The 25,065-nt window shown below is 54.0% G+C and carries 18 protein-coding genes; 11 read left to right on the top strand and 7 right to left on the bottom strand.

What is annotated here, in order from left to right; translation table 11 throughout:
- Positions 1–5 precede the first annotated feature (5 nt).
- On the top strand, positions 6–1,646 hold the full coding sequence (locus tag LWL52_RS03475) for a M28 family peptidase (RefSeq protein ID WP_242916957.1): 1,641 nt from the start codon (positions 6–8) through the stop codon (positions 1,644–1,646).
- Positions 1,647–1,847: 201 nt separating this feature from the next.
- Entirely contained in the window at positions 1,848–2,252 is a 405-nt protein-coding gene (locus LWL52_RS03470) for a DNA-binding transcriptional response regulator (protein ID WP_242916955.1), read from the top strand.
- Between the two features lie 27 nt (positions 2,253–2,279).
- Here LWL52_RS03470 and LWL52_RS03465 read toward each other — a convergent pair whose 3' ends face one another.
- Entirely contained in the window at positions 2,280–2,759 is a 480-nt protein-coding gene (locus LWL52_RS03465) for an META domain-containing protein (RefSeq protein WP_242916953.1), read from the bottom strand.
- A 143-nt stretch (positions 2,760–2,902) separates the two neighbouring features.
- On the bottom strand, positions 2,903–3,799 hold the full coding sequence (locus LWL52_RS03460) for a hypothetical protein (RefSeq protein WP_242916951.1): 897 nt from the start codon (positions 3,797–3,799) through the stop codon (positions 2,903–2,905).
- Between the two features lie 220 nt (positions 3,800–4,019).
- Here LWL52_RS03460 and LWL52_RS03455 point away from each other — a divergent pair, with 220 nt between their 5' ends.
- Entirely contained in the window at positions 4,020–5,822 is a 1,803-nt protein-coding gene (locus LWL52_RS03455) for a M61 family metallopeptidase (protein WP_242916949.1), read from the top strand.
- A 430-nt stretch (positions 5,823–6,252) separates the two neighbouring features.
- On the opposite strand, the gene LWL52_RS20620 is transcribed toward LWL52_RS03455, so the two are convergent.
- The 3 genes from LWL52_RS20620 to LWL52_RS03445 form a co-directional block, all read right to left on the bottom strand.
- On the bottom strand, positions 6,253–6,372 hold the full coding sequence (locus LWL52_RS20620) for an AgrD family cyclic lactone autoinducer peptide (RefSeq protein WP_367615642.1): 120 nt from the start codon (positions 6,370–6,372) through the stop codon (positions 6,253–6,255).
- 634 nt (positions 6,373–7,006) lie between these two features.
- Entirely contained in the window at positions 7,007–8,356 is a 1,350-nt protein-coding gene (locus tag LWL52_RS03450; RefSeq protein ID WP_242916947.1) for an amidohydrolase family protein, read from the bottom strand.
- Between the two features lie 137 nt (positions 8,357–8,493).
- On the bottom strand, positions 8,494–11,517 hold the full coding sequence (locus LWL52_RS03445) for an amidohydrolase family protein (protein WP_242916945.1): 3,024 nt from the start codon (positions 11,515–11,517) through the stop codon (positions 8,494–8,496).
- A 231-nt stretch (positions 11,518–11,748) separates the two neighbouring features.
- On the opposite strand from LWL52_RS03445, the gene LWL52_RS03440 reads away from it, so the two are divergent.
- The 8 genes from LWL52_RS03440 to LWL52_RS03405 all read left to right on the top strand — a co-directional run bounded on the left by LWL52_RS03440 (position 11,749) and on the right by LWL52_RS03405 (position 22,545).
- The gene (locus LWL52_RS03440; protein ID WP_242916943.1) at positions 11,749–12,885 is read left to right on the top strand and encodes a BamA/TamA family outer membrane protein; all 1,137 of its coding nucleotides are present in this window, start codon (positions 11,749–11,751) and stop codon (positions 12,883–12,885) included.
- A gap of 263 nt (positions 12,886–13,148) precedes the next feature.
- Entirely contained in the window at positions 13,149–14,654 is a 1,506-nt protein-coding gene (locus LWL52_RS03435; protein WP_242916942.1) for a catalase, read from the top strand.
- Positions 14,655–14,827: 173 nt separating this feature from the next.
- Positions 14,828–15,133: an ArsR/SmtB family transcription factor gene (locus LWL52_RS03430; RefSeq protein ID WP_242916941.1), complete on the top strand. Its 306-nt coding sequence runs from the start codon at positions 14,828–14,830 to the stop codon at positions 15,131–15,133.
- Between the two features lie 143 nt (positions 15,134–15,276).
- Entirely contained in the window at positions 15,277–16,506 is a 1,230-nt protein-coding gene (locus LWL52_RS03425) for an exonuclease SbcCD subunit D C-terminal domain-containing protein (RefSeq protein WP_242916940.1), read from the top strand.
- 227 nt (positions 16,507–16,733) lie between these two features.
- The gene (locus LWL52_RS03420; protein ID WP_242916939.1) at positions 16,734–20,384 is read left to right on the top strand and encodes an AAA family ATPase; all 3,651 of its coding nucleotides are present in this window, start codon (positions 16,734–16,736) and stop codon (positions 20,382–20,384) included.
- A 189-nt stretch (positions 20,385–20,573) separates the two neighbouring features.
- On the top strand, positions 20,574–21,431 hold the full coding sequence (locus LWL52_RS03415; protein ID WP_242916937.1) for a thermonuclease family protein: 858 nt from the start codon (positions 20,574–20,576) through the stop codon (positions 21,429–21,431).
- 48 nt (positions 21,432–21,479) lie between these two features.
- A complete protein-coding gene (locus tag LWL52_RS03410; RefSeq protein WP_242916935.1) occupies positions 21,480–21,884 on the top strand; it encodes a hypothetical protein in 405 nt (134 codons plus the stop codon).
- A gap of 148 nt (positions 21,885–22,032) precedes the next feature.
- The gene (locus LWL52_RS03405; RefSeq protein ID WP_242916933.1) at positions 22,033–22,545 is read left to right on the top strand and encodes a DinB family protein; all 513 of its coding nucleotides are present in this window, start codon (positions 22,033–22,035) and stop codon (positions 22,543–22,545) included.
- A gap of 91 nt (positions 22,546–22,636) precedes the next feature.
- On the opposite strand, the gene LWL52_RS03400 is transcribed toward LWL52_RS03405, so the two are convergent.
- Both LWL52_RS03400 and LWL52_RS03395 read right to left on the bottom strand, forming a co-directional pair.
- Entirely contained in the window at positions 22,637–23,488 is an 852-nt protein-coding gene (locus tag LWL52_RS03400; protein WP_242916931.1) for a universal stress protein, read from the bottom strand.
- Between the two features lie 338 nt (positions 23,489–23,826).
- A complete protein-coding gene (locus LWL52_RS03395) occupies positions 23,827–24,879 on the bottom strand; it encodes a DUF6687 family protein (RefSeq protein ID WP_242916929.1) in 1,053 nt (350 codons plus the stop codon).
- Positions 24,880–25,065: the final 186 nt, after the last annotated feature.

The raw sequence follows: 25,065 nt of genomic DNA, 5'->3' as shown, positions 1-25,065 counted from the left end.
CTTACATGAAATCAACAAAATACCTGCTTGTCTTGTGTTTTATACTGGCTGCCCAGCATGCCCTGCCACAAGCCATTAAAGTGGAGAGGAATGTTGCCAAAGCGCTGAAGAAAGTATCCCCGGAAACGCTCAAAAACCATATCGCTTATCTGGCCGACGACCGGCTGCTGGGCCGCAAACCTGGCACGCCTGGCTATGATACCGCGGTGGCCTACATAATAAACCAGTATAAGAAAGCAGGTGTAAAGCCTTCCGGCGAAAACAACAGCTACCTGCAGGCAGTAAAGCTACGGAACGCCACTACCGGTACGAATGCAATCCTCCAACTGCAGGGCAGCGCCGGCCCAGCCGCCATGCTTACCTATGGCCACGACTACATCATCTTTCCAAACCCGCAGCTGCCGCTGGTGCAGGTGCAGGCGCCGCTGGTTTTTGCCGGGTATGGCATCAGCGCTCCCCAACTGGGTTACGACGATTATGCCGGACGGGACGTGGCCGGAAAGATCGTGGTGGTGTTGCGCGGAGCGCCCGAAAAATTTGAAAAGACCGTGGCCGCCTATAGTATGGACATGCACACGATCCTAGAAAATGCCGCTGCACATGGGGCTGTGGGCGTGGTGGTAGGCACTACTAATGCGCAGGCGACTCTGCCTAACCAGGCGCACGGCAGCTATAGCGTGCTGACGCCGGAAGGAAAGGTAGCCGTATCGCGCAACTATGTTTCCGACCAGATCAAACTGCTTGCCCAGGTCACCAACGAGGCCTTGCTCCGCCTCTTCAGCAATGCCAGCCTGGATTATGAGAAAACAATTGCCTCGCTTAAAAACGGAACGCCAGCCTCTGCCCCGCTCCAGATCACGGTAAGCGCCAACTATACCTCGGCCTACCACGACATAGACAGCTACAATGTAGTGGGTCTGATCGAAGGCTCGGACCCGCAGCTTAAAAACGAATATGTCGTGCACAGCGCCCACCTGGATCATGTTGGCATCGGCACTCCTGTGGACGGCGACTCGATCTACAATGGTGCCCACGACAATGCCTCCGGCGTAGCCAGTTTGCTCGAGATCGCCAACGTGTATAACCGCCTGAAAGAAAAACCCCGACGCTCGGTTTTACTGGTGATGGTAACCGGCGAGGAAATGGGTCTGCTGGGCTCGGCCTATTTTGCGCGCCACCCAACCGTTCCTGCAGCCAGTATCGTGGCCGATATCAACACGGATATGCCGACTATTATTGCGCCGCTGCTATCGGTGGTAGCCCTGGGCGCTGAACACTCGTCGCTGGCGCAGCAGGTGCAGCAGGCAAGCGCCTACATGGGCCTGACAGTGGAAGCCGACCCGGAGCCGGACCAGAACCGCTTTGTGCGCAGCGACCAGTACAGTTTTGTGACGCAGGGCATCCCGGCGCTGCACATCAAGTATGGCAACAAGACGGCCGATGGCAAAAACAACCTGGATGTGCAGGTAAAGGAGTGGCGCGCCAAATATTACCATAAACCGCAGGACGATATCAACGGCATCTTTGATTTTGAAGCGGGCAAAAAGTATGCGCAGCTCAACTTCCTCATCGGCTACCTGGTCGCGCAGTCGGCGCAGCGGCCTGCCTGGAACACCGGAGATTTCTTTGGCCAGGGCAGCCACTAAAAGCAATTTTATACTACCGGGCACCAATTAAAACCGGCTGCTCTTCACAAAAGGCTTTCAGCAGGTTATAGCCAGGGCTTTTTAGCAGCTGGTATATTTTGCCGTATAATTTTGGGGCCATACACACATGATGCATACTATTTACCTATTTTTGTAGAACAAACCCGTTTTACACAGATTTGATCACGTGCGGAAGATATTATGAAAGCACCAGTACACAGAGGAGAGATCATACGCGATGCCATTAAAGGCAGCGGCGTGGCCATTGGCGTAGTAGCTGATAAGCTTGGCGTGAGCCGGAAAACGCTATACAATAAATTTAAGGAAACCAGCATTCCCTACAGCTTTATACTGAAGCTGGGTGAAGTGATTCACCACGATTTTTCACAGGAATTCCCGCATCTGAGTAAGAATGTAAAAAAAGAGGGAACAGCGCCGCAGGCATCGCAGAACAACAACCTGCTGCTGCCCTTCGATGGTGAGCCGCAGGAGCTGCACAAGCCCAACAGCTTGAAAGAATGCGAAGCGGAGCTGGTGAGCCTGCAACGCAAGTATATTGCCCTGCTCGAGAAGTTTAACGAGCTGCTGCTCAAAACATCCCAGTAAAATAAAAACACGTTCAGGGAGCTGTCTTTAGTGCAGCCCGCCCTCCACTACGTCTGTCACCTCGTGCTCATTGCCGGTCCGGAACATGGCAACGGCTTTGCCGCCGGCATACAGCGTCAGGATATCGCCGGCCAGGCTGTAGGTATCCACCCGCTGCAGCTCCTGCAGCAGTTTGTTTTCCAGGTCCATATCGGGGCACATCATTTTGGTGCTACTCAGGGCGCTTAGCTGTAGTTTGTGCGTGTCTTCGTCAGCCTTATACTTGCCCGTGAACTTATTGCAGCCGGCAAAGCCGTGCACATCGTTTTCATTTTCCTCGAACCGGATATAAGCGGTGTGGGTATTGTTGGGTGCCTGCGGGCTCATCCCCTCCACCGAGAGCAGCATCCAGTAAGCGTCTCTGATGGTTTCGGCCTCAGCATCTGCGTTGACAGGTTTAACTGTGCAGCCGCCTGCCAGCAAGAGCAGGGAAAGGAAGGAAGCAAGTATAAATCGGGAGCTTGGCATATGTGTCAGTTCTTTGTTGGAGGATACGGGATTAACGTGATAAACAAACTACGCGTGTTATCGGGCAGCCGCTGATTGCGAAAATATAAACATGCATAAAAAAGCCCGCAGAACCAGCTGCGGGCTTTTGCTTTTAACGAATGCTAGCGAATGCTTCCGCTGTCGGTATAACTGCTGGCTGATGAGCTGGCATTGTAGTTAGGGCCTGACCGGTGGCGGCGCTCCTCGCTGCCACTGCGGTAGCGGTTTTCGTGTTTGGTATAATCCTGGTCGCGTATTTCGTCCTGGCTACTGCGCGTAGTGCGGATCTCTCCCTGCTGCAACTCTACGTGCCGCCGTGCATCGCTGTCGTAAAAACGGTTCTGCTGAGGCCGGTACCCGCGGAAGTCGTTGTCAGAGCTGCTGCGGTTAAAGTCCGAGCGGTCGTAGTACGCGTCCACGTTGCCGGGATTGTAGGAGCGCTGCTCATCACGGCCAAAGTCGCTGTACCTTCTGCCCTGGCCGCTGCTCTGGTAGCTGTTATCCTGGCGCGCATAGCGGCTGTTGTCGTTGGTGCTGGTGCTGCCCCGGTAAGCGCCCGAGCTATCGCGGTCCCAGCCGGTGCCCCTGGTCTGCTCATATCCGCCCATATATGGGTTCGGGTCGCCGTACCGGTAATGATTGTCCCGGTTGCGGTGCCCGGAAGTACTTTGGTGGCCCGAGCCATAGTTATAGTGGCGGCTTTCGCGGTCGCCTTCGTTGCGATGGGTGCGGTTTTGTTCTTCCCAGCGGCCCTGGTTGCCCTGGTCGCTAGCCCCCCGGTAACTGCTGGCGCCGTAGCCGCCTACCGGTCCGGAGGTATTATTGCCATGCAACGGGCCGTGTGCGGCGCGCACATCCTGATAGGTTTGTTGCGCATTGGGCATACCATAATAATTGCCGTGGCTTTCGTAGCGGGTCTGGTAATTGGAGAGCTTGTCTCCCGCGTTGTTATGTCGTTGCCGGCGGTTATCGCCTTCGTAATTATTTCCGCTGTTGTAATATCGGTCGTCTCTTTCCATAGGTATAGCTTTTTTAGAGGTATTTACTTTCCCTATAAACGAACTTACGGCCACAGTGTTGGGTCTGCGCCTGGTAATAGCTGGTTTACTGGAAGTATAAAAGGTGCAAAATGGCAGAAGTGGCCCTTCAGTCGAGATGTTTGCACCGTTCATCTAATTTATTAGTGAAAGGCAGCGGCATTTTATACTTTTCCTCAGACGTTATATGCCGTTTCAAGCTATGAGAAGAATTACCGCCGCCCTTGGCTTACTTGCACTTCTTGCTTTGCCGCCCCAGGCTGAGGCCGGAAGAAAGCCCGAGCTCACCTACCTGGTCAACCTCAACGACAGGGCAGCCGATGAATTTAACGTGATCCTGCAGGTAAAAGGGCTCTCCAAACAAAACGATGTGTACCAGTTTGCGGCAACAGCCCCGGGCACCTACCAGACCATGGACATCGGCCGTTTTGTGCGCGAGTTTAAAGCCTACGATAAAAAGGGCCGCGAGCTGAAAACTACCCAGATCAGCACTAACCAGTGGCAGCTGAGCAAACCTGAAAAAGTGCGCCGCATCAGCTACCGCATTGCCGAAACTTGGGACACCCCTGTGAAAGAGAATACCGTGTATAAAATGTGCGGCACCTCGCTGGAGCAGGACCATGCCCTCATAAACGGACAGGGCGTATTTGGCTACCTGAAAGGATTACAGGCCACGCCGCTGCGCGTAAAGCTGGACTACCCGCAGAGCTGGCTCGTGGGCACCGCCCTCAAGCTGGATGATAAAGGCTATTACCAGGCCGAGAACTTCGACCAGATCGTGGATTCGCCTATACTTGCCGGCACCCTGACCAAAGCCGAAAGCAACTTTAAAGGCACTACTATTGCCATTTATACTTACTCCAAAACCGGTAAAGTAGCGTCGCAGGCGCTGATGGCCAACATGACGGCCATGCTGGAAGCGGCAAATAAGTTCGTGGTCGATTTCCCGGTAGACCGCTACACGTTTCTCTACCATTTCGAAGACCAGGAAATGGGCGCCTGGGAGCATTCCTACAGCTCGGAGTATGTGTTCCGGGAAAAAGAGCTTACGCCCGAGTTTGCGCAGCACATCACCGATGTGGCCTCGCATGAATTCTTCCACATCATCACCCCACTCAACATCCACAGCGAGGTCATTTCGCAGTTTAACTTCGTAACGCCAACGCCTTCGCAGCACCTGTGGCTCTACGAAGGCACCACCGAGTGGGCCTCGGATATGATGCAGCTGCGCAACAAGCTCATCGACCTGCCCGCTTACCTGACCGACCTGCGCGAAAAGTTATACTTTAACGACCGCATGGACCCGAACTACAGCCTGCAGAAACTAGCCCTGACCTCGTATACCCCCGAAGGCCAGAAGCAATACGGCAACATCTACAACCGCGGTGCCCTGACAGCTGCCTTGCTCGATATCCGCTTGCTGGAACTATCGGGTGGAAAGCGCGGCCTGCGCGAGGTGATCAATGAGCTCTCGAAGGAGTATGGCCCGAAAAAGGCGTTCCCGGAAAATGATTTCTTCAACATTTTCACTGCTAAAACATACCCCGAGATCGGCGACTTCTTTGACCGTTATGTTAAAAACGCTGAGCCGCTGCCTATTGCCGACTATTACAGCAAGCTGGGCATAACGTATTTGCCGGTTGTGAAAACAAACGAGCAGAAGCCTTTTCTGGGCTATGATTTCACGGTAACCCCGGAAGGCGCGATCGTTTTTGTAGAGGTAGCTGATGAACTGGCCAAAGCCGGCCTGCACAACCAGGACCAGCTGATCGCGAAAGATGGTGTTCCGGTAACTCTGCAGAATGCGCAGGAAGAACTTATGAAACTTGTGGCGGCAAAGCCCGGTAATAAAATCACCTATACTGTTTTGCGCAACGGCGTGAAGCAGCAGGTAAGCACCACCGTACTGCAGCGCGATGCCGTACAGAAGCATGTTTTTGAGCTAAACCCGCAGGCTACGCCCGAGCAACTGGCCCTGCGTAACAGCTGGCTGCAGAACATGTAAAAGATAGTTTGTTGTTTGTAATTATCTTACTGAGCCCCCTGGTCGCTGATCAGGGGTTTTCTTTTTTATAGGGTTGCTTGTTTAAACGTTGCAGGACCGAATCCAACCACCCCTGGCGCCTCCTTGTTTAAGGAGGGGAGCCGGTTTTTGCTGCTTGTGAAGTATAAGCTTTGTGGGTTCGGGCTGATGCGAAAAGATTCACTCCGCTCTGCTGTCATCTCGACGCTAGGAGAGATCTGGGTAAACTCTGCTGTTTCGGATTTGCAATCCGGAATGTAGTCTGTCGCGGATTTGTAATCCGCTAGTGTGCTTCGAGCCAAGGCTTTTTCTAGGCGGATTACAAATCTGCGGTTACTTTACTTTTGGATTATAATTCCAAAAGAGCCGGTTGCTTATAATTATTGGTGGTGAGAACACAAGTATACTTGAGTCAGAGTATAAGCTGATTAGTTAAGGATAAAGAAGAACATCCCCCTACCCCCTCAAAGGGGACTTTAGGCTGATGGAGGAACAGAATGCAAGTGTAGTAAAGGCTTAACCTCCCTTCCACCAAGATCCTTTCAAGATGACAAAAAGAAAGAGGTAAGAAGAAAAAGAGTCATACTTATACTTAGGCTAAGGTTTCAAAGCGTCTGCCATCGCGCGGACAGGTCGCGACCTGTCCCTTCAAAAGTACAATGCTGTTAAAGTTGAAGCTCATCTTTCTGCAAAAGTATAAATCTAAGCTATCGAAACTGATCCCAGTCCTTGGGTTGAGCGCCTCGAGAGTTTCCGGTGCCGCGGGAGCGGCAGCCGTTAGGCAGGAAACGAAAGCAGCGCGAAACGCAAGGGCGAGCCCTCGCGGGCTTGGAGCGCTCCAAAGTATAAGGTGAAACAGGGCAATTATAAGACTGAGGAAGACCGATAACTAGCAAGTATAGCAGCATATATAAACTAATAATCTCGGCTGTACGCAAGTATAGCCAGGTGTACAAAACGATGAATTTGATCAACTACCAAGTATAGCCAAAGTATAAACCAGCGCATCATATTCCAGCTACCAAGTATAATCGAAAATTAGCCCTAAGAATCCCCGTGCGGCAAGTATAAGGCTCCTGCTCTACCTACAAACATTCCCTAAAACAAAAAAGCTGCTGGCTCAGAACCTGAACCAGCAGCTTTTATAAGCTTATTTGAAGTATAACCTAGTGGCCTGACGATGGGGCGGCAGCACCGGTGGTAGCGGCAGCGTCCTGCTGTGCTTTATACTTGCTCTCAAACTTTTTATACAGGTAGGTCTGCTTGTTGTTCAGGTCTATTTTACGACCCTGGATGAACGCCTGCGTCACATTGTTGGTGCGCATGTCCAGCAGGTCGCCGGCAGAAACCACCAGGGTGGCGTCTTTGCCTACTTCCACAGAACCTGCCTGCTTGTCGATGCCTAATATTCTGGCGGTATTCAACGTAACCGTGGCCAGAGCCTGCTCTTTGTTCAGACCATAGGCGGCGGCGGTGCCGGCAATAAACGGCAGGTTGCGGATACCATGTACGCTCAGGTCATAATCCAGGGCAACGAGCAAACCGGCCTGCTGCAGCAGGAAAGGCATTTTGTAAGGACCGTCCACATCTTCTTCCGCACGGGAAGGCAAGGCATGCACCCCGGAGTAGATCACTGGAATGTTGTTTGCTTTCAGGAAATCGGCTACTACCAGCGCATCGCGGCCGCCTACCAGCACCATGTCCTTTACGCCATACTTCTTCGCAAAATTAACAGCTTCCAGTATCTCCTTGCCATAGTCTGCGTGGATGTACAGCTTTTTAGTCCCATCAAAGAGGCCCGTCAAGGCGGTTAATTTCAGGTTCTGGTTGTCGTGCTTGCCGGTTTTATACACGCTGGCATCCCGCATCAGGGCGGCCAGGTCGGTCAGGGTCTGCTCACGCTGCTCCTTCATGCGGGCCAGGCGTTTATCAATTTCCGGGTTGCCGGTTTCTACCAGCATGCCAGGCCAGTTCAGGTGCACCCCTTCATCGCCTTTTACAATTGCATCCTCCCAGTTCCAGGCATCCAGCTGCACCACCGACGAGGTTCCGGAGATCGTTCCGCCAGCAGGCGTTACCTGCGTCATCAGCACCCCGTTGGTTCGGATGGTCGGGATGATATCGGAATCAGTGTTATAGGCTACCACCGAGCGCACATTGGGGTTAAACTGCCCCACTTCCTGCGCATCAATGGTAGCGCGTACGCTCTCGATCTCGTTCAGGCCCAGGCCGGAATTGGGATGGATTAGGCCGGGATAGATTTGCTGGCCTGTCACGTCCACCACCTCGTAGCCGCTCAGGTCGGCGCCACTTTGCGGACCGGCATAGGTTATTTTGCCATTGCTGAAGGCTACGGCAGCATTCTCGATCACCGTGCCGTTGCCGACGTGCAGCGTTGCACCTTTAAGCAAAACAGGCTTGCTTTGCTTGGGTGCCGGCGCTGGAACCTGTGCCCACACAGGCACACTAAGCAGCAGGGCAGCCAGCGCAGATATATATCTTTTCGTGATTTTCATTTTTTCGAATTCAGTTCTTTCTTGATAGCGAAATGGCTTGAAGGTTAAATGGTTTAACTGCTAAATGGTTGATCAGCTATACTTGTTTATTTATGATAACCAACCATTTAGCCATTTAACACTACAGCAATTAACAATTAATAAGCGGTGTATTGCTCTTCCTGGCTCAACTCCACTTCGTCGCAATCCAGTACGCGTACTTTCCGGCTAACGGGCGCCTGCGTTTTAGCACCGCCGGTTTTGGCGTTCAGCATTTCCTGTACCAGGCGCATGCGCTCTTTCTCCATGTCCTGACGAAGCTGCGCATCACGCACTGCGTCGTAGTAGGCAATGCCATCCACAAACGTCTTTTCAGGTTTGGCGTAGATCGAAAGCGGGTGGTTGTTCCATAGAACCAGGTCAGCGTCTTTGCCGGCTTTTATACTTCCCATGCGCTTGTCCAGGTGCAGCAGTTTGGCCGGGTTCAGGGTTACCATTTTTAGGGCGTCCTCTTCGCTCATGCCGGTATACTTCACGCTTTTGGCAGCTTCCTGGTTCAGGCGGCGGGCCATCTCGGCATCATCCGAGTTGATGGCCGTTACCACGCCCACCTGGCTCATAATGCCAGCGTTCTGCGGGATGGCATCTTTCACCTCCATTTTGTAAGCCCACCAGTCCGAGAAAGTACCGGCGCCTATGCCGCGGGCGGCCATCTTATCAGCCACTTTATAGCCTTCCAGGATGTGAGTGAATGTGTTTACCTTAAAGCCCATTTCATCGCCCACTTTCATCATCATGTTGATCTCCGACTGCACGTAAGAGTGGCAGGTGATGAAACGCTTCTTGTTCAGGATCTCTACCAGGGCATCCAGTTCCAGGTCGCGGCGCGGAGCAGTGGCTTTGGCCTGCTTGCGTTTGGATAGTCCGTTATAGGCTTTCCAGTCTTGCTCATACTCTTTGGCGCGCTGGAAGGCATCCACGTATACCTGCTCCACGCCCATGCGGGTCTGCGGGAAACGGATGCTATGCTCGCGGCTACGGTTCGATTGCTTCACGTTCTCGCCCAGTGCAAATTTGATGTAGCCGTCTGCGTTTTCAACCAGCAGTTCTTCGGGGCTTTTGCCCCAGCGCATTTTAATCAGCGCCGATTGTCCGCCAATAGGGTTGGCAGAGCCATGCAGCAGTTGCGAGGCTGTTACGCCACCGGCCAGCTGGCGGTAAATGTTCACATCTTCGGAGTTCACCACATCCGACATGCGTACTTCGGAAGTAACGGCCTGCGTGCCTTCGTTAATATCGTCGAGGGCAATGTGCGAGTGCTCGTCGATGATACCGGCCGTCAGGTGCTTGCCTGTGCCGTCGATCACTTTGGCGCCGGACTCGCTCAGGTTCTTGCCTACTTTGGCAATTTTGCCATTCTTGAGCAGCACATCCGTGTTCTCCAGTTTGCCCTCCTTTTCGTTTGTCCAAACGGTGGCATTTCTGATCAGCACGGTTTCCTGCTTGGGCAACTCGCTCTGGCCATAGGCCGCAAAAGGATAAACAAGGCTTCCTAACTGCACGGGAGCAGCGGTTTTCACACTATCCTTTTTGGCTTTGTCGCTCATCGCGGCTGAGAACGTCGCCAGCCATTTTACGGTAGTGGCATCCGGCAACTGGCCTTCGCCCTGCATGTTCTTCTCATTCAGCCAGCCACTCAGGCGGATGGCAGCCTTGTCTTTTTTGCTTTTGTTGAAAGAGAGGGTAACCAGGTTGCCGTTAAATGTGATCTTGCCTTTAACGGTATCCTGGCCAATTACTTTCAGCTCGGGTTTATCGGCAGTGCCGGCAATCATGAGTTTGCGCTCCGGTTCCTGTCCAACTTTTAAGGTATAAACACCCCTGTAATCGGATGGCACCTCGGCTACTTTGTACTGATGCCCCTGCACCCAGTTCTCCAGAATGATGTTGTCGTCGGCAAACAGGTTGCCGGACGTGATCAGGAAGTTGGCCAGCTTGCCTTCGCCCAGGCTACCTACGCGGCCTTCGGCATGCAGCAGGGCAGCCGGCGTGGCGGTAAGCGCTTTCAGGGCTTCCTGCTCGGGCAGGCCATACTTGATGGCTTTGCGCACGTTAGGCAGAAAGTCTTTTTTATCTTTCAGATCAGATGCGGTAAAGGCGAAGGTGATGCCCGCTTTCTGCAGCATGGCCGCATTGGCCGGCGCCATTTCCCAGTGTTTCATATCCGCCAGCGATACGCGGCGCACATCAAAAGGATCTTCCACGTTGTAAGCGTCCGGGTAGTTCACCGAAATGATCAGCGGCGCATTGGTCGCTTTCACCTCGCGCAGCATCTGGTATTCGTCGCCACTGCCCTTGATGATGTATTGCTTACCAAACTCGTCGCCCACTTTATCGGCACGCACCACGTTCAGGTGGTTATCGGCTTCAAAGATCTGCGGGTATTTGCTAGCCTCCGTAAAGGCTTTTAAAGAAAGGTTCTGCTCTTTGGCCGTACTCTGGGCGTTCCATTTGGCATCCAGGTAAGTCTGGCGCAGCAAGGCCACCGCGCCCATCAGCGAGTTAGGATAATCCTGCTGCGAAGAGCCTCTATCGAAAGAGAGCGCGCCGGCCGCTTTGTCCTGCAGCACTACTTCGTTTTCGCGCGCATCAGCCAGTGTTACCAAGGTGGCCGTGCCGCGGGCAATGCCGTCGCGGTGCACCGACAAAACCGTACCGAAGCCAAGTTTACGCAGCGCTTCCGCTTCCTTTTTATTTACCTTGAAAAGCTCCACGGCGTTGGTTTCCGGCCGGATGGCCTGGTTCCAGGCATAGGCGCCCAGCTTGTCGGAATCCGGATGCGGCGGCGAGCCATACCCAACACGGGCTTCTTTCACTTCGGGCAGGCCGTAGTTGCTGAACATATCTACCAGGCCCGGATAAATGTGCTTGCCTTTGGCATCGATCACCACAGCACCGGTTGGTACTTTCACGCCGCTGCCTACAGCTTCTACCTGGCCATTGCGGATCACAAGCGTCGCGTTCGGGATGGTAGTTTTATAATCGGTGTGGATGGTGGCGTTGGTGAAAGCTACCAGGCCGGAGCGTTCATCATACACGCCATTGCGCGGAAAGGTGTTCTGCGCCATCGCACTCCCGGCTCCTAAAGCCAGGAAGGCTGCAATGGTTAAAACTTTCTTCATTCGTAAAGGTTTGTGAATTTGATTTTTAGATTAGTTTAAGGTAACCAAATGTAAGCATCGGCTGGGAGATAAACCAACGTCATAACACATTTTTACTCCTCCCCTGCTAAAGCATGGTTTCTGAAAGAATAAGCTGTTATCTTTCGTTGCGAAATGCGCGCTATCTTTATACTTTACACCTGTTCTACAGGTACTTAAAGCGCAGGCAGCCAAATACCTCTCCCGATCACTATGAAAAAAGCCTTACTCTTGATCCTGCTTGGCGGCAGCGTGCTTTTCGGTGCACCCAATGCCCGCGCTTCCGCTGTTGCCCTCCCTTCTGACTCGCTTGCCGTAAAGTCGGGCAACATAAAAGGGATTATACCGATACCCGTCCTCTATTATACGCCCGACACCCGGCTGGGCTTTGGCGCCGCCGCCATCGGCTACCTCCGGCTCAGAAGCAAGACCGACTCTACTTACACGCGCCTCTCTACGGCCCGCGTGCTGGCCGATTATACTTTGAACAAGCAAACAGACCAGGAGCTGGAGTGGAACGTGTTTACACGCGACGAGAAGTTTTTGCTCCGTGGCGAACTGCGCCACCGCAAATATACGGACCGCTTTTACGGCCTGGGCAATCATACTCCTGAAGCCGATGAAGGCAAGTATACTTACTCGCTTGTGGGTGCAAAATTGGCAGGGCTGAAGAACCTGGGCGGCCCTATGTTCCTGGGGCTCGATTACCAGCTCACGCACTATTACAACCTGCAGCTGGATTCCCTCAGCGAAGACCGAGAAAGCATTCTGCAAACACAGCAAATAGCCGGCTACAAAGGGGGTACAAACAGCGGGTTGGGCGTGTTGTTTCTGGTCGATACCCGCGACAATACTGCCTTTGCCAGCAGCGGCATTTTCCTGGAAGCTTCCGCCTACGGTTTCGGCAAAGCGCTGGGCGGCGACTTCAACTACCAGAACCTGAACCTGAATTTCAGTAAGTTTCTGGAGCTGCGTCCGGCCCGGGTGCTGGCGTTCAATACCGTCATCAACCTAAACAAAGGACAGGTGCCCATCATGCGCCTGTCGGCTGCCGGGGGCGATAAGATTCTGCGGGGTTATGCCCGCAACCGCTTTCTAGACGACAACTTTGCCGGTACGCAGGCAGAGTACCGTTTCCCGCTCTACCGCAGGCTGGGCCTTGCCGCTTTTGCCGGTATAGGCGATGTGTTCCACAACGTTTCCGATGTTCATTTCAGCACACTCAAATACTCTGTTGGCTCCGGGCTGCGCTACGCACTGAACGCCGAGCAAAAGCTGAACCTGCGCTTCGACCTGGGCTACGGCAGCCAGGGCGCTAACTTTTATGTAGTCATCGGCGAAGCATTCTAGTATACCCATCCTACTCTGCGACTCCGTCCTCTGCTGGGACAGGCCAGGGGATATCTGCGTTGCGTCCATGCTGTGTAGTATACCGAAAGACAGAAAGGCACAAGTGGAAGCCTACGTTATTTAAGTCCGGACACAGACCTATGCAGCTACACACAAGATTATAATCCTTACCTATAAAGGTATAAATATTATCAATTTGATTGATGAACCCGCTTCCGGTACTTTTGGAACAGCAAATCACCAAAACCAAAATACACCAGACCATGAGCGAAAACGAAAAGAATATTTGGCTGACAACTGCCTCGGGCAGACCCTACTATGAACACGAAAACTCCCAGACGGCCGGCCCACGCGGACCAATTTTACTGCAGGACTATATTCTGCACGAGAAACTGGCCCACTTTAACCGCGAGCGCATCCCTGAGCGCGTGGTGCATGCCAAAGGCTCCGGCGCGTACGGCACCTTTACCGTTACCCACGACATCAGCAAGTATACCAAAGCCAAGCTTTTCTCAGAAGTAGGCAAAGAAACCCGTGTGTTCCTGCGCTTCTCCACAGTAGGCGGCGAAAAAGGCAGCGCCGACAGTGAGCGCGACCCACGTGGCTTTGCTCTGAAATTTTATACCGAAGACGGCAACTGGGATCTGGTAGGCAACAACACGCCGGTGTTCTTTATCAAAGATCCCAAGAAGTTTCCCGATTTTATCCATACCCAAAAACGCGACCCCTATACCAACACCAAAAGTGCCACCATGGTATGGGATTTCTGGAGCTTGAACCCTGAAAGCCTGCACCAGGTGCTCATCGTGATGAGCGACCGCGGCACGCCGGTTTCGTACCGCCACATGCACGGCTTCGGTAGCCATACTTTCTCTTTCATTAACAAAGACAATGAGCGCTTTTATGTAAAATTCCACTTTAAAACCCTGCAGGGCATCCGGAACTTCTCTGCCGAAGAAGCGACCCGTATGAAGGGCCAGGACCCAGACCAGGCGCAGCGCGACCTGGTGGATGCCATCGACCGCGGTGATTTCCCGCGCTGGGCGCTCAAAGTGCAGATCATGCCCGAAGCCGAGGCAGCCACCTACAAATGGAACCCCTTTGATGTGACCAAAGTATGGCCGCAGGCAGATTACCCGTTGCAGGATGTGGGCGTGCTGGAACTGAACGAGAACCCGGATAACTACTTTGCCCACGTGGAGCAGGCAGCGTTTGCCCCGGCGCACATTGTGGATGGCATTTCGTTCTCACCGGACAAAATGCTGCAGGGCCGCATCCTGGGCTACCCTGATGCGCAGCGCTACCGACTGGGCGCCAACTACGAGCAGCTGCCTGTAAACCGCTGCCCGTTTGCCACCAACAACTACCAGCGCGATGGCGCGATGCGCATAGATGGCAACGGCGGCAAAAGCCCGAACTACTTCCCCAACAGCTTCGATCAGATCCGGGCGAACGAGCAGTATAAAGAGCCTGCCGAGAACCTGGGCCAGCACGTAGCAGCCGACTGGTACGACCGCAACGGCGCGGGAGAGAACGACCACTACACCCAGCCGGGCAACCTGTTCCGTCTGATGAGTCCGGAGGAGAAAACGGCCACTATCCACAATATTGTAGGGGCTATGAGCGGTATTTCGGGGCCAAAAAGAGCCGAGATCATCAACCGCCAGCTGTGCCATTTCTTCCGGGCCGATATGACGCTGTGCCTGGCCGTGGCCCAGGGGCTGGGCATCGATATTGCACAGCACGCCCCGGCCCTGCACCAGAATTAACCGGGCTTATACTTCCCGCTTCAGACCCAAACAGCGCCGGCAACAGTCGGCGCTGTTTTTTATCTTCCCGGATTAATCTAAAAAACGGGAACTCCGACGGGGAAAGAATTGTCCTACTTCTGGATACATGAACTTATGTTCATGTATTTGATTGTATAAAGCGGGAGGAAAGTATGAGTACCTTAAAAGTCAGATTAGAAAAAAAGCAGCTGGAGCAGGTGTCGTATGTGCTCAAGTGTGTGGCCCACCCGGTACGCATCAGCATTATCGACCTGCTGGAGCAGCGCCAGCGCCTGACCGTCACCGAGCTGCAGGAAGTCCTGGGCATCGAGCAATCGCTGCTATCGCACCACCTCACCAACCTGCGCGACAAGGGTGTGGTAGACACCCAACGGGAAGGCAAAAACATGTATTATTATCTCACCGATTCCAAGATCACCACCATCATCAGCTGTATCAAAGATTTTAAAAGCCGCTAAGGCAGCCGCGGCATTGACCCGCGTTATGGCGGCAGCGCGGGTAAAGGCCGGGCACGGCAGGATTCCGGCAAATTCTTCTTCGGGGTGCTTGCAATATGCCCCTATGTTGCTGTATCTTGAAGCGGAATAGGAGAAAGAAAGGCATGCGCGTACTACACACCTCAGACTGGCACCTGGGCCAGCGTCTGGTAAACCTCGAACGAACCGAAGAACACCAGCACTTTCTGGACTGGCTGCTGCAAACCATTGCGCAGGAGCAGGTAGAGGTTTTGCTCATGGCCGGCGATGTGTTCGACAACGGTGCCCCTTCCAACACGGCACTGAAGCTATACTATGATTTTCTGCGCCGCGTTTGCGCCACCTGCTGCCGCCACATCATTTTTACCGGCGGCAACCACGACTCGGTTTCCACGCTGAACGCACCAAAAGAGCTGCTCGAGTGCTTTAACATCTATGTGATCGGCGGCGCTTCTGCTGATCCACTGGAGGAACTGATCGAACTTAAAAATGAACAGAGAGCGGTGCAATTGGTTGTATGTGCCGTACCGTTCCTCCGCGACCGGGATGTGCGCCTGTCGGTGCCCGGCGAGAGCTATGAAGAACGCGAGCAGCGCATCAAACAAGGCATTGCCGCGCATTACGACGCCTTTGTGCCGCACATCCAAAAGTATAAACAGCAACAAATACCGGTGGTAGCCATGGGGCATTTGTTTGCCGCCGGTGGCTCTGCATCCGAAAGCGAGAAAGAGATCCACGTGGGCAACCTGGGCCAGATCGGGGCCGACCAGTTCCCCGGGGAGTTCGACTACGTGGCCCTGGGCCACCTGCACCGCCCGCAAAAGGTAAACAACACGCATCATATCCGTTACTCCGGCTCGCCCATTCCGCTTAGCTTTAGCGAAGTGACGGACAAAAAAGTGGTGTTTATACTTGATTTTGCTGACGGAAAGCTCCATGACCTGCGTGAGCTGGACATTCCGGTTTGCCGCAAGCTGGTGCGCTTTAAAGGCCCGCTGGAAAAAGTAAAGCAGCAACTGGCTATTTATGATAACAGTGCTTATACTTTATCTGCCTGGGCCGAGCTGCAACTTGAACTTGATGCGCCCCTCCCCGACCTCAACCAACAACTTGAGGAAATACTGGCCCTGAAGCAGCACGAGCTGCAAGTGCTCATCCACCGGCCGCCCATCATCAAAACGGCTGCACAGACACTGGCACAACAGGTACAGGAAGAAGCTGACCTGCACACGTTGCGGGAGCAGGACGTGTTCCTCAAACGCTGCGAAAGTGCTTTCCCGGAGAGCGACCATACCGAATTGGTCAGCACGTTTGCCGAACTGCTCGAGCTGATGCGGCAGGAAGTGGAAAGCTAATTTAAGTTAGAAGGTTAAAAAGTTAGAGAGTTAGAAAGTTAAAAGGACCTCGCAGTGCGCGCACCTGCCCCGAAGCATTTCGGGGGCTCCTGCGAGCGTCTGAAGGACACAAACATGCAGCTGCTTTCTCTCTCTAACATAAATAGATAATTACTATCCTGCCGCAGTTGGCAGGAAAAACAAATAAGAAGGCTAGATACTTGCGTCTAACGTCTTGAGTTTATAAAATGAAAATCCTCGCTGTCCGCTTCCAGAACCTGAACTCCTTAAAAGGGGTGCACGAGATCCGTTTCGACCAGAGTCCGCTGGCGGAGGCGGGGCTGTTTGCCATAACCGGGCCAACGGGTGCGGGCAAGACTACCATTTTGGATGCCATTACGGTAGGTTTGTACGGGCTGGTGCACCGCCATAACACCGACAAGCCGCTGGAGCTCATGACGCGCCATACCGCTGAGAGCACATCGGAGGTGGAATTTGAAGCAAACGGGCGGCGCTACCGCTCCAAATGGCAGATCAGGCGAAGCCGCGGCAAAGCGGAGGGCAATATGCAGCCCGTGCACATGGAACTCTGCGACCTGGAAGATGACCAGCCTTTTGACTTAAAGCCCAGCGAAGTGCCGGGAAAAGTCGCCGAGCTCTGCGGCCTGGATTACAACCAATTTCTGCGCTCAGTCATGCTCTCGCAGGGCGACTTTGCCCGTTTCCTGAAGGCAAACCCCAATGAGCGCAGCAGCCTGCTCGAGAAAATTACCGATACGGGCATTTACTCCGAGATCTCGCAGTTTGCTTTTGACAAAGCCAAAACCGAACGGCAGAAACGCGATGAACTGGAACACCGCCTGAAAGCGATGGCCTTGCTGCCCGAAGAGCAGCGCCAGGCTTACGAACAAAGTATAGCCGACCTGGCCCAACAGGAAAGCACCCACCAGCAGGAAATAAATGCCTTGCAGGAGCAGGTGCAGTGGCTGCAGCAACTCGCCCGGCTACAGGCCCGGCAACAGCAGCAGCAAGCAGATCTGCAGGCCCAGGACCAAAAGCTGGCACAGCTGCAGCCTGAGTTTCAGCGGTTGCAGCAGCATGAGCAGGCTCACCAGTTTGTAGGCGAACTGGCTGAGATCCGCTCCGCCAACGGTAAAGTTACGGAAGTGCAGGAACAGCTTGCGTTGCTTGAAAAGCGCCTGCCTGCTTTGGAGACCGAGCTGGAAATGGTGAGCACCATGGCTACTGAAGCAACCAAGGCGCAGCAGCAACAGGAAGACCTCCTGCACAAGCTCGAGCCGCTGCTGGTCCAGGTTGGCAAGCTCGACCACCAGCTCCATTCCCTTGCCCAATCGGTTAGCAGCCGCCAAACAGACCTGGCCGCTTTTGAAGCGCGTCTGAAGCAGGACAAAGCCCAGCAGCAGGCCACGCAACAGGAGCAGGAAAAGCTCACACAGGAAGGCACCAGCATAAGATTATGGCTGGAGCAAAATGCGCGTTTGCAGGACCTGAAAGAATACCTGCCGGAATTTAAAGCCACACTCCGCGATATGCACGAAGTAGAGCAGCGCATCAGGGGCATCCAGCAGGAGCAGCAGGAACTGCAAAGCCAGCTGCAGCAGGAGGCAACACAACGAACGGAGTTAACGCAGAAACGGGACCAGCACCAAACGCAGGCCCGGCAACTCCATACGCAGCGTGAGGAAAAACTTGCCCAGCTGCAACGCATCCTTTCAGACAAAAGCCACGAGGAACTGGAGCAGCTGGCACAAATGCAACCAGCTGTGCTGGCAAAGTATGAGCGCCTGCTGGAGCTGGCACAACACTACACCTCCCATCAGCAGAAACTCCAAAGTATAAACCAGCACCTGGCCCAAAACACGCACCAGGTAACGCAAACCACCACACAGCTACAGGAAACACAGGCCAGGTATAAACACGCCGAAGAGCACCTGGCAGCACTTCAGAAACTGGTGCAGTTGCAACAGCAGATCCAGCAGTACGAAGAAGCGCGCCATACCTTGCATGCCGGCGAGCCTTGCCCGCTTTGCGGTTCTGAGGCGCATCCGTTTGCAGAGAACGGCTACAGCTTCGACCTGCCGGAAGAAGTACAGAAGCGCGACAAACAACAGGCTGAGGTCAGAACTCTCGAACAAAGTATAAACCAGCTGCAGCTCGAACGGGGCACTTTGCACGAGAAACAACAGCTGGCCACTACCGCCGGAACAGAAACCGAAACAGCACTGGCACACCTGCGCCAAACTTTCCAGCAAACACTGGAAGGGATTCCACACCTTATCTCTATCACTGAAACCGAAAAACTGAGCCAGCTCCTGCAGCAGCAACAGGAATCAGCAGGCGCGCTGCAGCAACAGCTAACACAGGCCCGCGCCATAAGCCGGGAAGTGGAAAGTATAAACCTCCTGCAGCAGAAGCTGCGCGAAGAGCAGGTGCAGGCGCAGGGCCGGTATAACCAGCTGCAGCAATCGGCTAGCCTGCTGCAAGCACACCTGCAGAAGCTGCAAACCACCCTTACCGACCTGCAAGAACAACAGCAGGCAAACACCGAAACAGCCGAATCTTTTGCTGCCACATACGGGCTCAAGTATAAACCTGAAGAGCGTTTGCAGCTGGTGCAAAACCTGGACAAGCAGGCAACAGCATATGTCGAGAAGGCGGAGAAAGTAGCCGGTATGCGCGAGAAATTTGCCGCGTTGAAGTCGGACTTAAAAGGCCTGAACGAGCGCGTACTGGAAAAGGAACAGGAACTGCAGCAACGGCAGCAGACACTAAAAGAAGAGCATGCGCAGCTGACGCAGCTTAAAACCGAACGCCATACTTTGTTCGGCGATAAGGACCCGGAACAGGAGCGCCAGGGGGCCCGGCAGGAGCTAAAGGCCCGCACCCTGCAGGCTGAAGAAGCGCGTACCCGCCAGCTACAAAAACAACAGCAACTGCACGAGTCCCGCGCCCGGCTGACCGAATGCCACAGCAAACACCGACAGAGTAAATCGGTGTTGGATGCTCTGCGCGAAGGGCTGCTGCGCGTGGTGCAGCAAAAAGGCATCGCCACCATCGAGGCGCTTAGCCAGATGCTGCTCGACCGTGACGAAGCCGACCGCATTGCCAACCTGAAAGCCCAGACCGAGAAACTCCTCACCGAGCAACGCAAATCCCTGAGCGATGTAGGGCAGGAACTGGCCCAGGTAGAAGCCCGGCAACTGACCACCGAAAGTATAGACCACCTGCAAAAGCAGCTGCAGGAAAAAACCGACCGCCAACGCGAGCTGATCGGGCAACGCGCCCGCTACCAGCAGTTGCTGGAGCAGGATGCCCTGCAGCAGGCCAGAAACAACGAACTGGCCACGCAGCTCAAAACCCAGCAACAGGTATACCACCGGTGGGCGCAGTTATCGGACCTCATCGGCTCGGCCGACGGCAACAAGTTCAGCCGCTTTGCGCAGGGGCTCACGCTGGCGCGTCTGGTGGGGCTGGCCAACCGCCACCTGCACAAGCTTAACGACCGCTACCGCATCCTTAAATCCGAAGCCGAAGACCTGGAGCTGCTTATTGTAGACACCTACCAGGCCGAAGCCGTGCGCCCGATGAATACGCTCTCGGGCGGCGAGAGCTTTTTGGTGAGCCTGGCGCTGGCGTTGGGCCTCTCCGACCTTGCCGGGCGCCGCACCCAGATCAACTCCCTGTTTATAGATGAAGGCTTTGGAACCCTGGATGCCGAAACACTGGATGCTGCCATCTCGACGCTGGAAAACCTGCAAGCAGGGGGCAAAATGATCGGCATCATCTCGCACGTGGAGGCACTGAAAGAACGCATCAGCACACAGATAAAAGTGCAGCGGCTGGCAGGCGGCGTGAGCAAAGTAGAAGTAATAGGCTAGTATCCCTTATATTTTTTATCCGGATGATTTCGTGACATTACGGGCCATTTAAATGGCTGAAACTTGCCACGTATGATCGTAAGTGGTGCCGTGCCAGAACGCAGTCCGAAAGCTTGCGTTAGTATAGAATAGTTGCCGAGGCCGCTCAGTTCATTAACTTGCAGCGGCTTTTATCTCCATATACGTGCCATGAAAAAACACCTTACTTTTATATTGCTGCTGCTCAGCTCGCTTACTTTTTCCTGTAAGCACAACCAGCAGGATGCGCAGGAACAGTTCCGCAAACGGCAGGAAGCCATACAGGAGCGTACGCCCGAAAACAGCAGCGCCGAAACAACGCCATCGCAGTCTGCCAGTCCGGACACCCTGCTGCCGGCACCTGCCACCATGGAAGCCGCTCCCGCTGCCAAACCATCCACTGCTGCCGGCGACAAGGTAGTGGGCGTAAAGGACGGAGACACCATCGTGTTGCTGCAAAACGGCCAGCAAGTAACCGTCCGCCTCTACGGGGTAGATACGCCAGAGAAGACGCAGGATTTCGGGCAACGGGCCAAGCAATTTACCTCCGACCTGGCCTTTGGCAAGTTTGTGCGTCTCATCCCTAAAAACAAAGACCGCTACGGCCGCACGGTAGGCACGATCATACTGCCCGATGGCCGCAGCCTGAACGAGGAACTGGTGCGCAATGGCTTTGCCTGGCATTACAAAGCTTACTCTACAGATAAGAAATTAGCCGACCTGGAGACAGATGCCCGCCGTTTTAAGCGCGGCCTATGGCAAAGCCCCAACCCTACCCCGCCCTGGGATTACCGCAAGGACAAACGGAGTAGCGGCGCCGCAAAGGCGGTAGCTAACGCCAATGCGCCTGTTCCGGCAGGAGCCACAAAGCGCACGGTATACCTGTGCAGCAGTTCCGGCGCCACGGTTTACTATTTCAAAAAAGACTGCCCCGGCTTGCGGCGCTGCAAGCAGGATGTGATTGCCGTTACCGAATCCGAAGCGATCCGGACCTACAACCGGCACGCCGATAAAACCTGCGGGCAGTAACGTACCGCTTCCTTTTGATCAACTAAACCCACAAACCTTTCCTCCCTTATGCGTTTCACCCTTTTGTTCAAACCCGTATCGCACCTGGTAGCGGGCGTTTTTTTAAGTATGATTTTGCTAAGCTCCTGCCAGCAGACTACCGAAGAAAAGCCCCCAGCCACGGCACAGCAATCCGCTGAGATGGCACCTGCCGATACAGTTCAGAAAAGGCCGGCTCCCACCTTCTTTATCATTCCGCCGGAGATGGCCAGCAAGCACGTATGGCTTTGCGAAAATGCCACCGCCGATGTGTTTCATTTAAAGCACGACTGCCCGGTGTTGGTGGCATGCCGCGGCAAAGGCACTTTCCGGAATGTATCGCTGGTGCGGGCAATCGAAACGTATGGCCGCTACAACTGCCAGACCTGCAGCAAAGAACTGGATACTATTTTTGATGAAGACATGGTCCGCTAAACAGAGCGAAAGCCGACGAGCAGCGAAGTGATCTTTTGTTTTTGCCGACGACGCTTTCAGGTTTGCTTCAAACAAGTATAGTTGGTAGTATTGCTACCAGCCAGGCCAAAGTGCGCCGGCTAACCCTAACCTGTAACCACCTAAAACCATGGCATTAAAAGACGCATTGGCAGCAGAGCTGAAGCACGAAGTAGTATCGATCCGGAAAATGCTGGAGCGCTTACCGGCAGAGTCATTCGGCTGGAAACCGCATCCGAAATCTTCTACCCTCGGCGATCTGGTAACCCACATTATCGGGCTGCTCTCTTGGATACCGCCGGTTACCACTACATCCGATGATCTAGATCTGGCGGATCCCCGCTACAGACCAACCCGCCAGGCTGACCTGACGCCTGAGGATTTGGGAACCCTGTTGGAGCAACACCTGCAGCAATCGCTGGAGGGGCTGGCGAGCACCACAGATGAGCATCTGGGCACCATGGTAAAACTGCGAAACGGCGAGCACGTGATCACGCAGATGCCCCGCAAGGCCCTGATCCGCACGATCGTACTTAACCACATGATCCACCACCGCGGTCAGTTGTCGGTGTACTTGCGCCTGCTGGATTTACCAGTGCCCCAAATGTATGGCCCGACGGCCGACGAACCGTTCAAAATGTAACCGGGGCTTGGCCATAACTGGACAAGGCATTTTTAAACAAATAAGGCATCAGTATAAAGCCGGCAAAAGACACCGGCTTTATACTGATGCCTTATTTTTTGCCCTGCAGCACCAGCAGGGGCATGGCGGCCTGGTAGGTTAAGCGCTCGGCCAGGCTTTGCGAAAAGAGGTCTTGCAGGAAGCCCTTTTCTTTGCGCAGGATGGCCAGCATGCTGCCATTCACCTCTTGATAGTATGATTTCAACCCTTCATCGCGGTGCTTATGGATAATTTCCTGAAAAAATAACGGCACACCTGGGTACTGCTGCTGTATTTCTGCCCAGAACTGCTGCGCCCGTGCCCTGCCTTCTGCCGTATCTTCTTTTACCACGTGCACCACATGGATGTCAGCGCCAAACAGGCTACCCAAGGCCACTACTTCGGCCAGTGCCCGGCGGTCCTGCTCGCTGAAATCAGTGGCATACACGATCCGCTCCAGGCTAGGCGCTGTGGCCGTAGCAGGAATAGAAAACACCGGGCATTTCACTTCCTCTATTATGGCTTCGGTGTTGCTCCCGATCAGCAGCTCTTCCATCGTGCTGTCGCAGCCGGTAGTTCCCATCACAATCAGGTCATAGCCTTCGTCGCCGGTCAGTTGCTTGGCCATATCGGTGAGCAGGGCCTCCTTCACCAGGTAATCGCAGGTAAAGCCGCCGCCGCGGTTGGCGCCGTACTGTTCTTCTAAAAACAGGCACTTAGCCTTTAATCTTTCGTTAGCGTCGCGCGTCTGCTCACCCAGCAGCTCACTTGCCACCATGGCCGTGTCGGAGGTATCGACAATGGGCAGGTGCACCACATGCAGCAGCGTGAGGTGGGCATGGGCCCGTTGCGCCAGGTAAGCGGCATACTCCACCGCATTACCGGCAGTTCTGGAAAAATCGGTCGGACAAAGAATCTTTTTCATAGTTGTAGAGTGTCTTACAGGCAGCTATATCCCAAGCCGGCTATGTATACGTGAACGAACGAATCAAAGAAATACTTTCGCCTAAAACTTCTCTGCCGGGCTAAACAGTTGCATTTTATACTATCTCCATTGCATGTATAATACGCACCTGAAAGCTGCATGGCGTCACGATTTATGTCAGCATGTAGGCACCTGCCGTGTTTCATGGCAAGTATAAAAGTATATCCTTACGCAGCCAGAGGCCGTGAAATATTTCACATGCGCTAGAGGCGGGCGAGGGCTGTGCGTGAGTAAGTATAAAACAAAAAGGAGCAGCATGTGCTCGGTTTTATACTTGTTTAGCTGCTCAGCTCCTTCACTTCTTTCCAGCTCCAGTTATACTTTGGCTCTATGCCGGCAAACGCTTCCCGGAAATACGCCACCACGACCTGTTTAAGCTGCTCTGCAGGAATAGAGGAAGAATAGATCTCCCGCTCAGTAGGATTGTCGTACGTTTCTACCCGGTTGAGCTGGTCGCCATTGAGGCGTAGCAGCGGACCGGTTTCGGTTACGGCATCGTAGGTCCAGGTCAGGCCGCTGGTTTCCAACTGGTTCAGCTGCGTTGCCAGCGGCGCCATACTTACCCGGGGCAAAGTAGGCCGCGAAGCGATATCAACCCAGGTGGTATACTTGTATTCCAGCTCATAACGGTTCCGCTCATAGCACATCAGCACGATATCGAATCCGACGGTGCGGCTAAACAGGGCGTAATAATGCAGCGGATGCGGCGTTTCCACGATCACCAACCCGATCTCCGGGTAGCGCGCCAGTTTGGTTTCTGGTTTATACATGTCGCGGTAGCCCAGCAGCACGCCGCCCACTTCGTCTTCCCAGGCACCGCGTTCCCAGTCCGGATCCTGCAGTACGCGCCAAAACTCCCGCAGGAAATAAGCAAACTTGCGGGCACATTGCACGGTCTCCTTTTCGGGCATCTCGTCAGCGGCAAAAGGTTTGTAGAACAACTCCCGCTCTTTGGCATTTATCCAGCACACCAGCTTCAGCGCTTCCCCGGCCAGTGGGTGACTCAGGTCCAGCTCCCGGAAGTCGCCGATGAGCGCCATCTGGCGCAGCAGTTCCTCATGCGCCAAGGCCTCCTCGGGGTGCAGCAGCGCCCAAACGCCCACAAACCCGTCGATGTCGAAATGGTTGGCCGTTACGAAGGGTAGCTCCAGTTCGGGCAACTGCAGGCGCAAAGCATTTAGCACGATCCCGGCGCTGGTATCGGACCGGATCGCGTCGGGCGTGGCCACACCCCGCCAGTGCGAGAGCATCACCCCATTGGGATGGGTGCTGTCCACGACCAGGGCCGGTTGGTTTTTAATTTCTGAAAATGGAATAAACGCTCGTTTCATGATGGCTTAAAGGTAAAAAGAAGCAGGCACAGATACTATTTTACGAAGCAGATGAGCAGGCGGCCATTAACCTCAGAACAGGTCCGTACCTCCTTTTCAATACCGTAGCATTGGCTTCCGGATGCTGCCTTTGCCGGAAGGCGGCAGGCTTAAAAAGAAGCTTCCGATGCCTACCTTTCGCTATTT

The sequence above is a fragment of the Pontibacter liquoris genome (assembly GCF_022758235.1).
In the GTDB taxonomy this organism is placed as follows: Bacteria; Bacteroidota; Bacteroidia; order Cytophagales; family Hymenobacteraceae; genus Pontibacter; species Pontibacter liquoris.
This window is presented reverse-complemented; position numbering and strand designations above follow the sequence as displayed.

Bases quoted from the DNA above. Each gene is read 5' to 3' on its own strand.
- LWL52_RS03475 (WP_242916957.1), top strand. From the start codon at position 6: ATGAAATCAACAAAATACCTGCTTGTCTTGTGTTTTATACTGGCTGCC.
- LWL52_RS03470 (WP_242916955.1), top strand. From the start codon at position 1,848: ATGAAAGCACCAGTACACAGAGGAGAGATCATACGCGATGCCATTAAA.
- LWL52_RS03465 (WP_242916953.1), bottom strand. From the start codon at position 2,759: ATGCCAAGCTCCCGATTTATACTTGCTTCCTTCCTTTCCCTGCTCTTG.
- LWL52_RS03460 (WP_242916951.1), bottom strand. From the start codon at position 3,799: ATGGAAAGAGACGACCGATATTACAACAGCGGAAATAATTACGAAGGC.
- LWL52_RS03455 (WP_242916949.1), top strand. From the start codon at position 4,020: ATGAGAAGAATTACCGCCGCCCTTGGCTTACTTGCACTTCTTGCTTTG.
- LWL52_RS03450 (WP_242916947.1), bottom strand. From the start codon at position 8,356: ATGAAAATCACGAAAAGATATATATCTGCGCTGGCTGCCCTGCTGCTT.
- LWL52_RS03445 (WP_242916945.1), bottom strand. From the start codon at position 11,517: ATGAAGAAAGTTTTAACCATTGCAGCCTTCCTGGCTTTAGGAGCCGGG.
- LWL52_RS03440 (WP_242916943.1), top strand. From the start codon at position 11,749: ATGAAAAAAGCCTTACTCTTGATCCTGCTTGGCGGCAGCGTGCTTTTC.
- LWL52_RS03435 (WP_242916942.1), top strand. From the start codon at position 13,149: ATGAGCGAAAACGAAAAGAATATTTGGCTGACAACTGCCTCGGGCAGA.
- LWL52_RS03430 (WP_242916941.1), top strand. From the start codon at position 14,828: ATGAGTACCTTAAAAGTCAGATTAGAAAAAAAGCAGCTGGAGCAGGTG.
- LWL52_RS03425 (WP_242916940.1), top strand. From the start codon at position 15,277: ATGCGCGTACTACACACCTCAGACTGGCACCTGGGCCAGCGTCTGGTA.
- LWL52_RS03420 (WP_242916939.1), top strand. From the start codon at position 16,734: ATGAAAATCCTCGCTGTCCGCTTCCAGAACCTGAACTCCTTAAAAGGG.
- LWL52_RS03415 (WP_242916937.1), top strand. From the start codon at position 20,574: ATGAAAAAACACCTTACTTTTATATTGCTGCTGCTCAGCTCGCTTACT.
- LWL52_RS03410 (WP_242916935.1), top strand. From the start codon at position 21,480: ATGCGTTTCACCCTTTTGTTCAAACCCGTATCGCACCTGGTAGCGGGC.
- LWL52_RS03405 (WP_242916933.1), top strand. From the start codon at position 22,033: ATGGCATTAAAAGACGCATTGGCAGCAGAGCTGAAGCACGAAGTAGTA.
- LWL52_RS03400 (WP_242916931.1), bottom strand. From the start codon at position 23,488: ATGAAAAAGATTCTTTGTCCGACCGATTTTTCCAGAACTGCCGGTAAT.
- LWL52_RS03395 (WP_242916929.1), bottom strand. From the start codon at position 24,879: ATGAAACGAGCGTTTATTCCATTTTCAGAAATTAAAAACCAACCGGCC.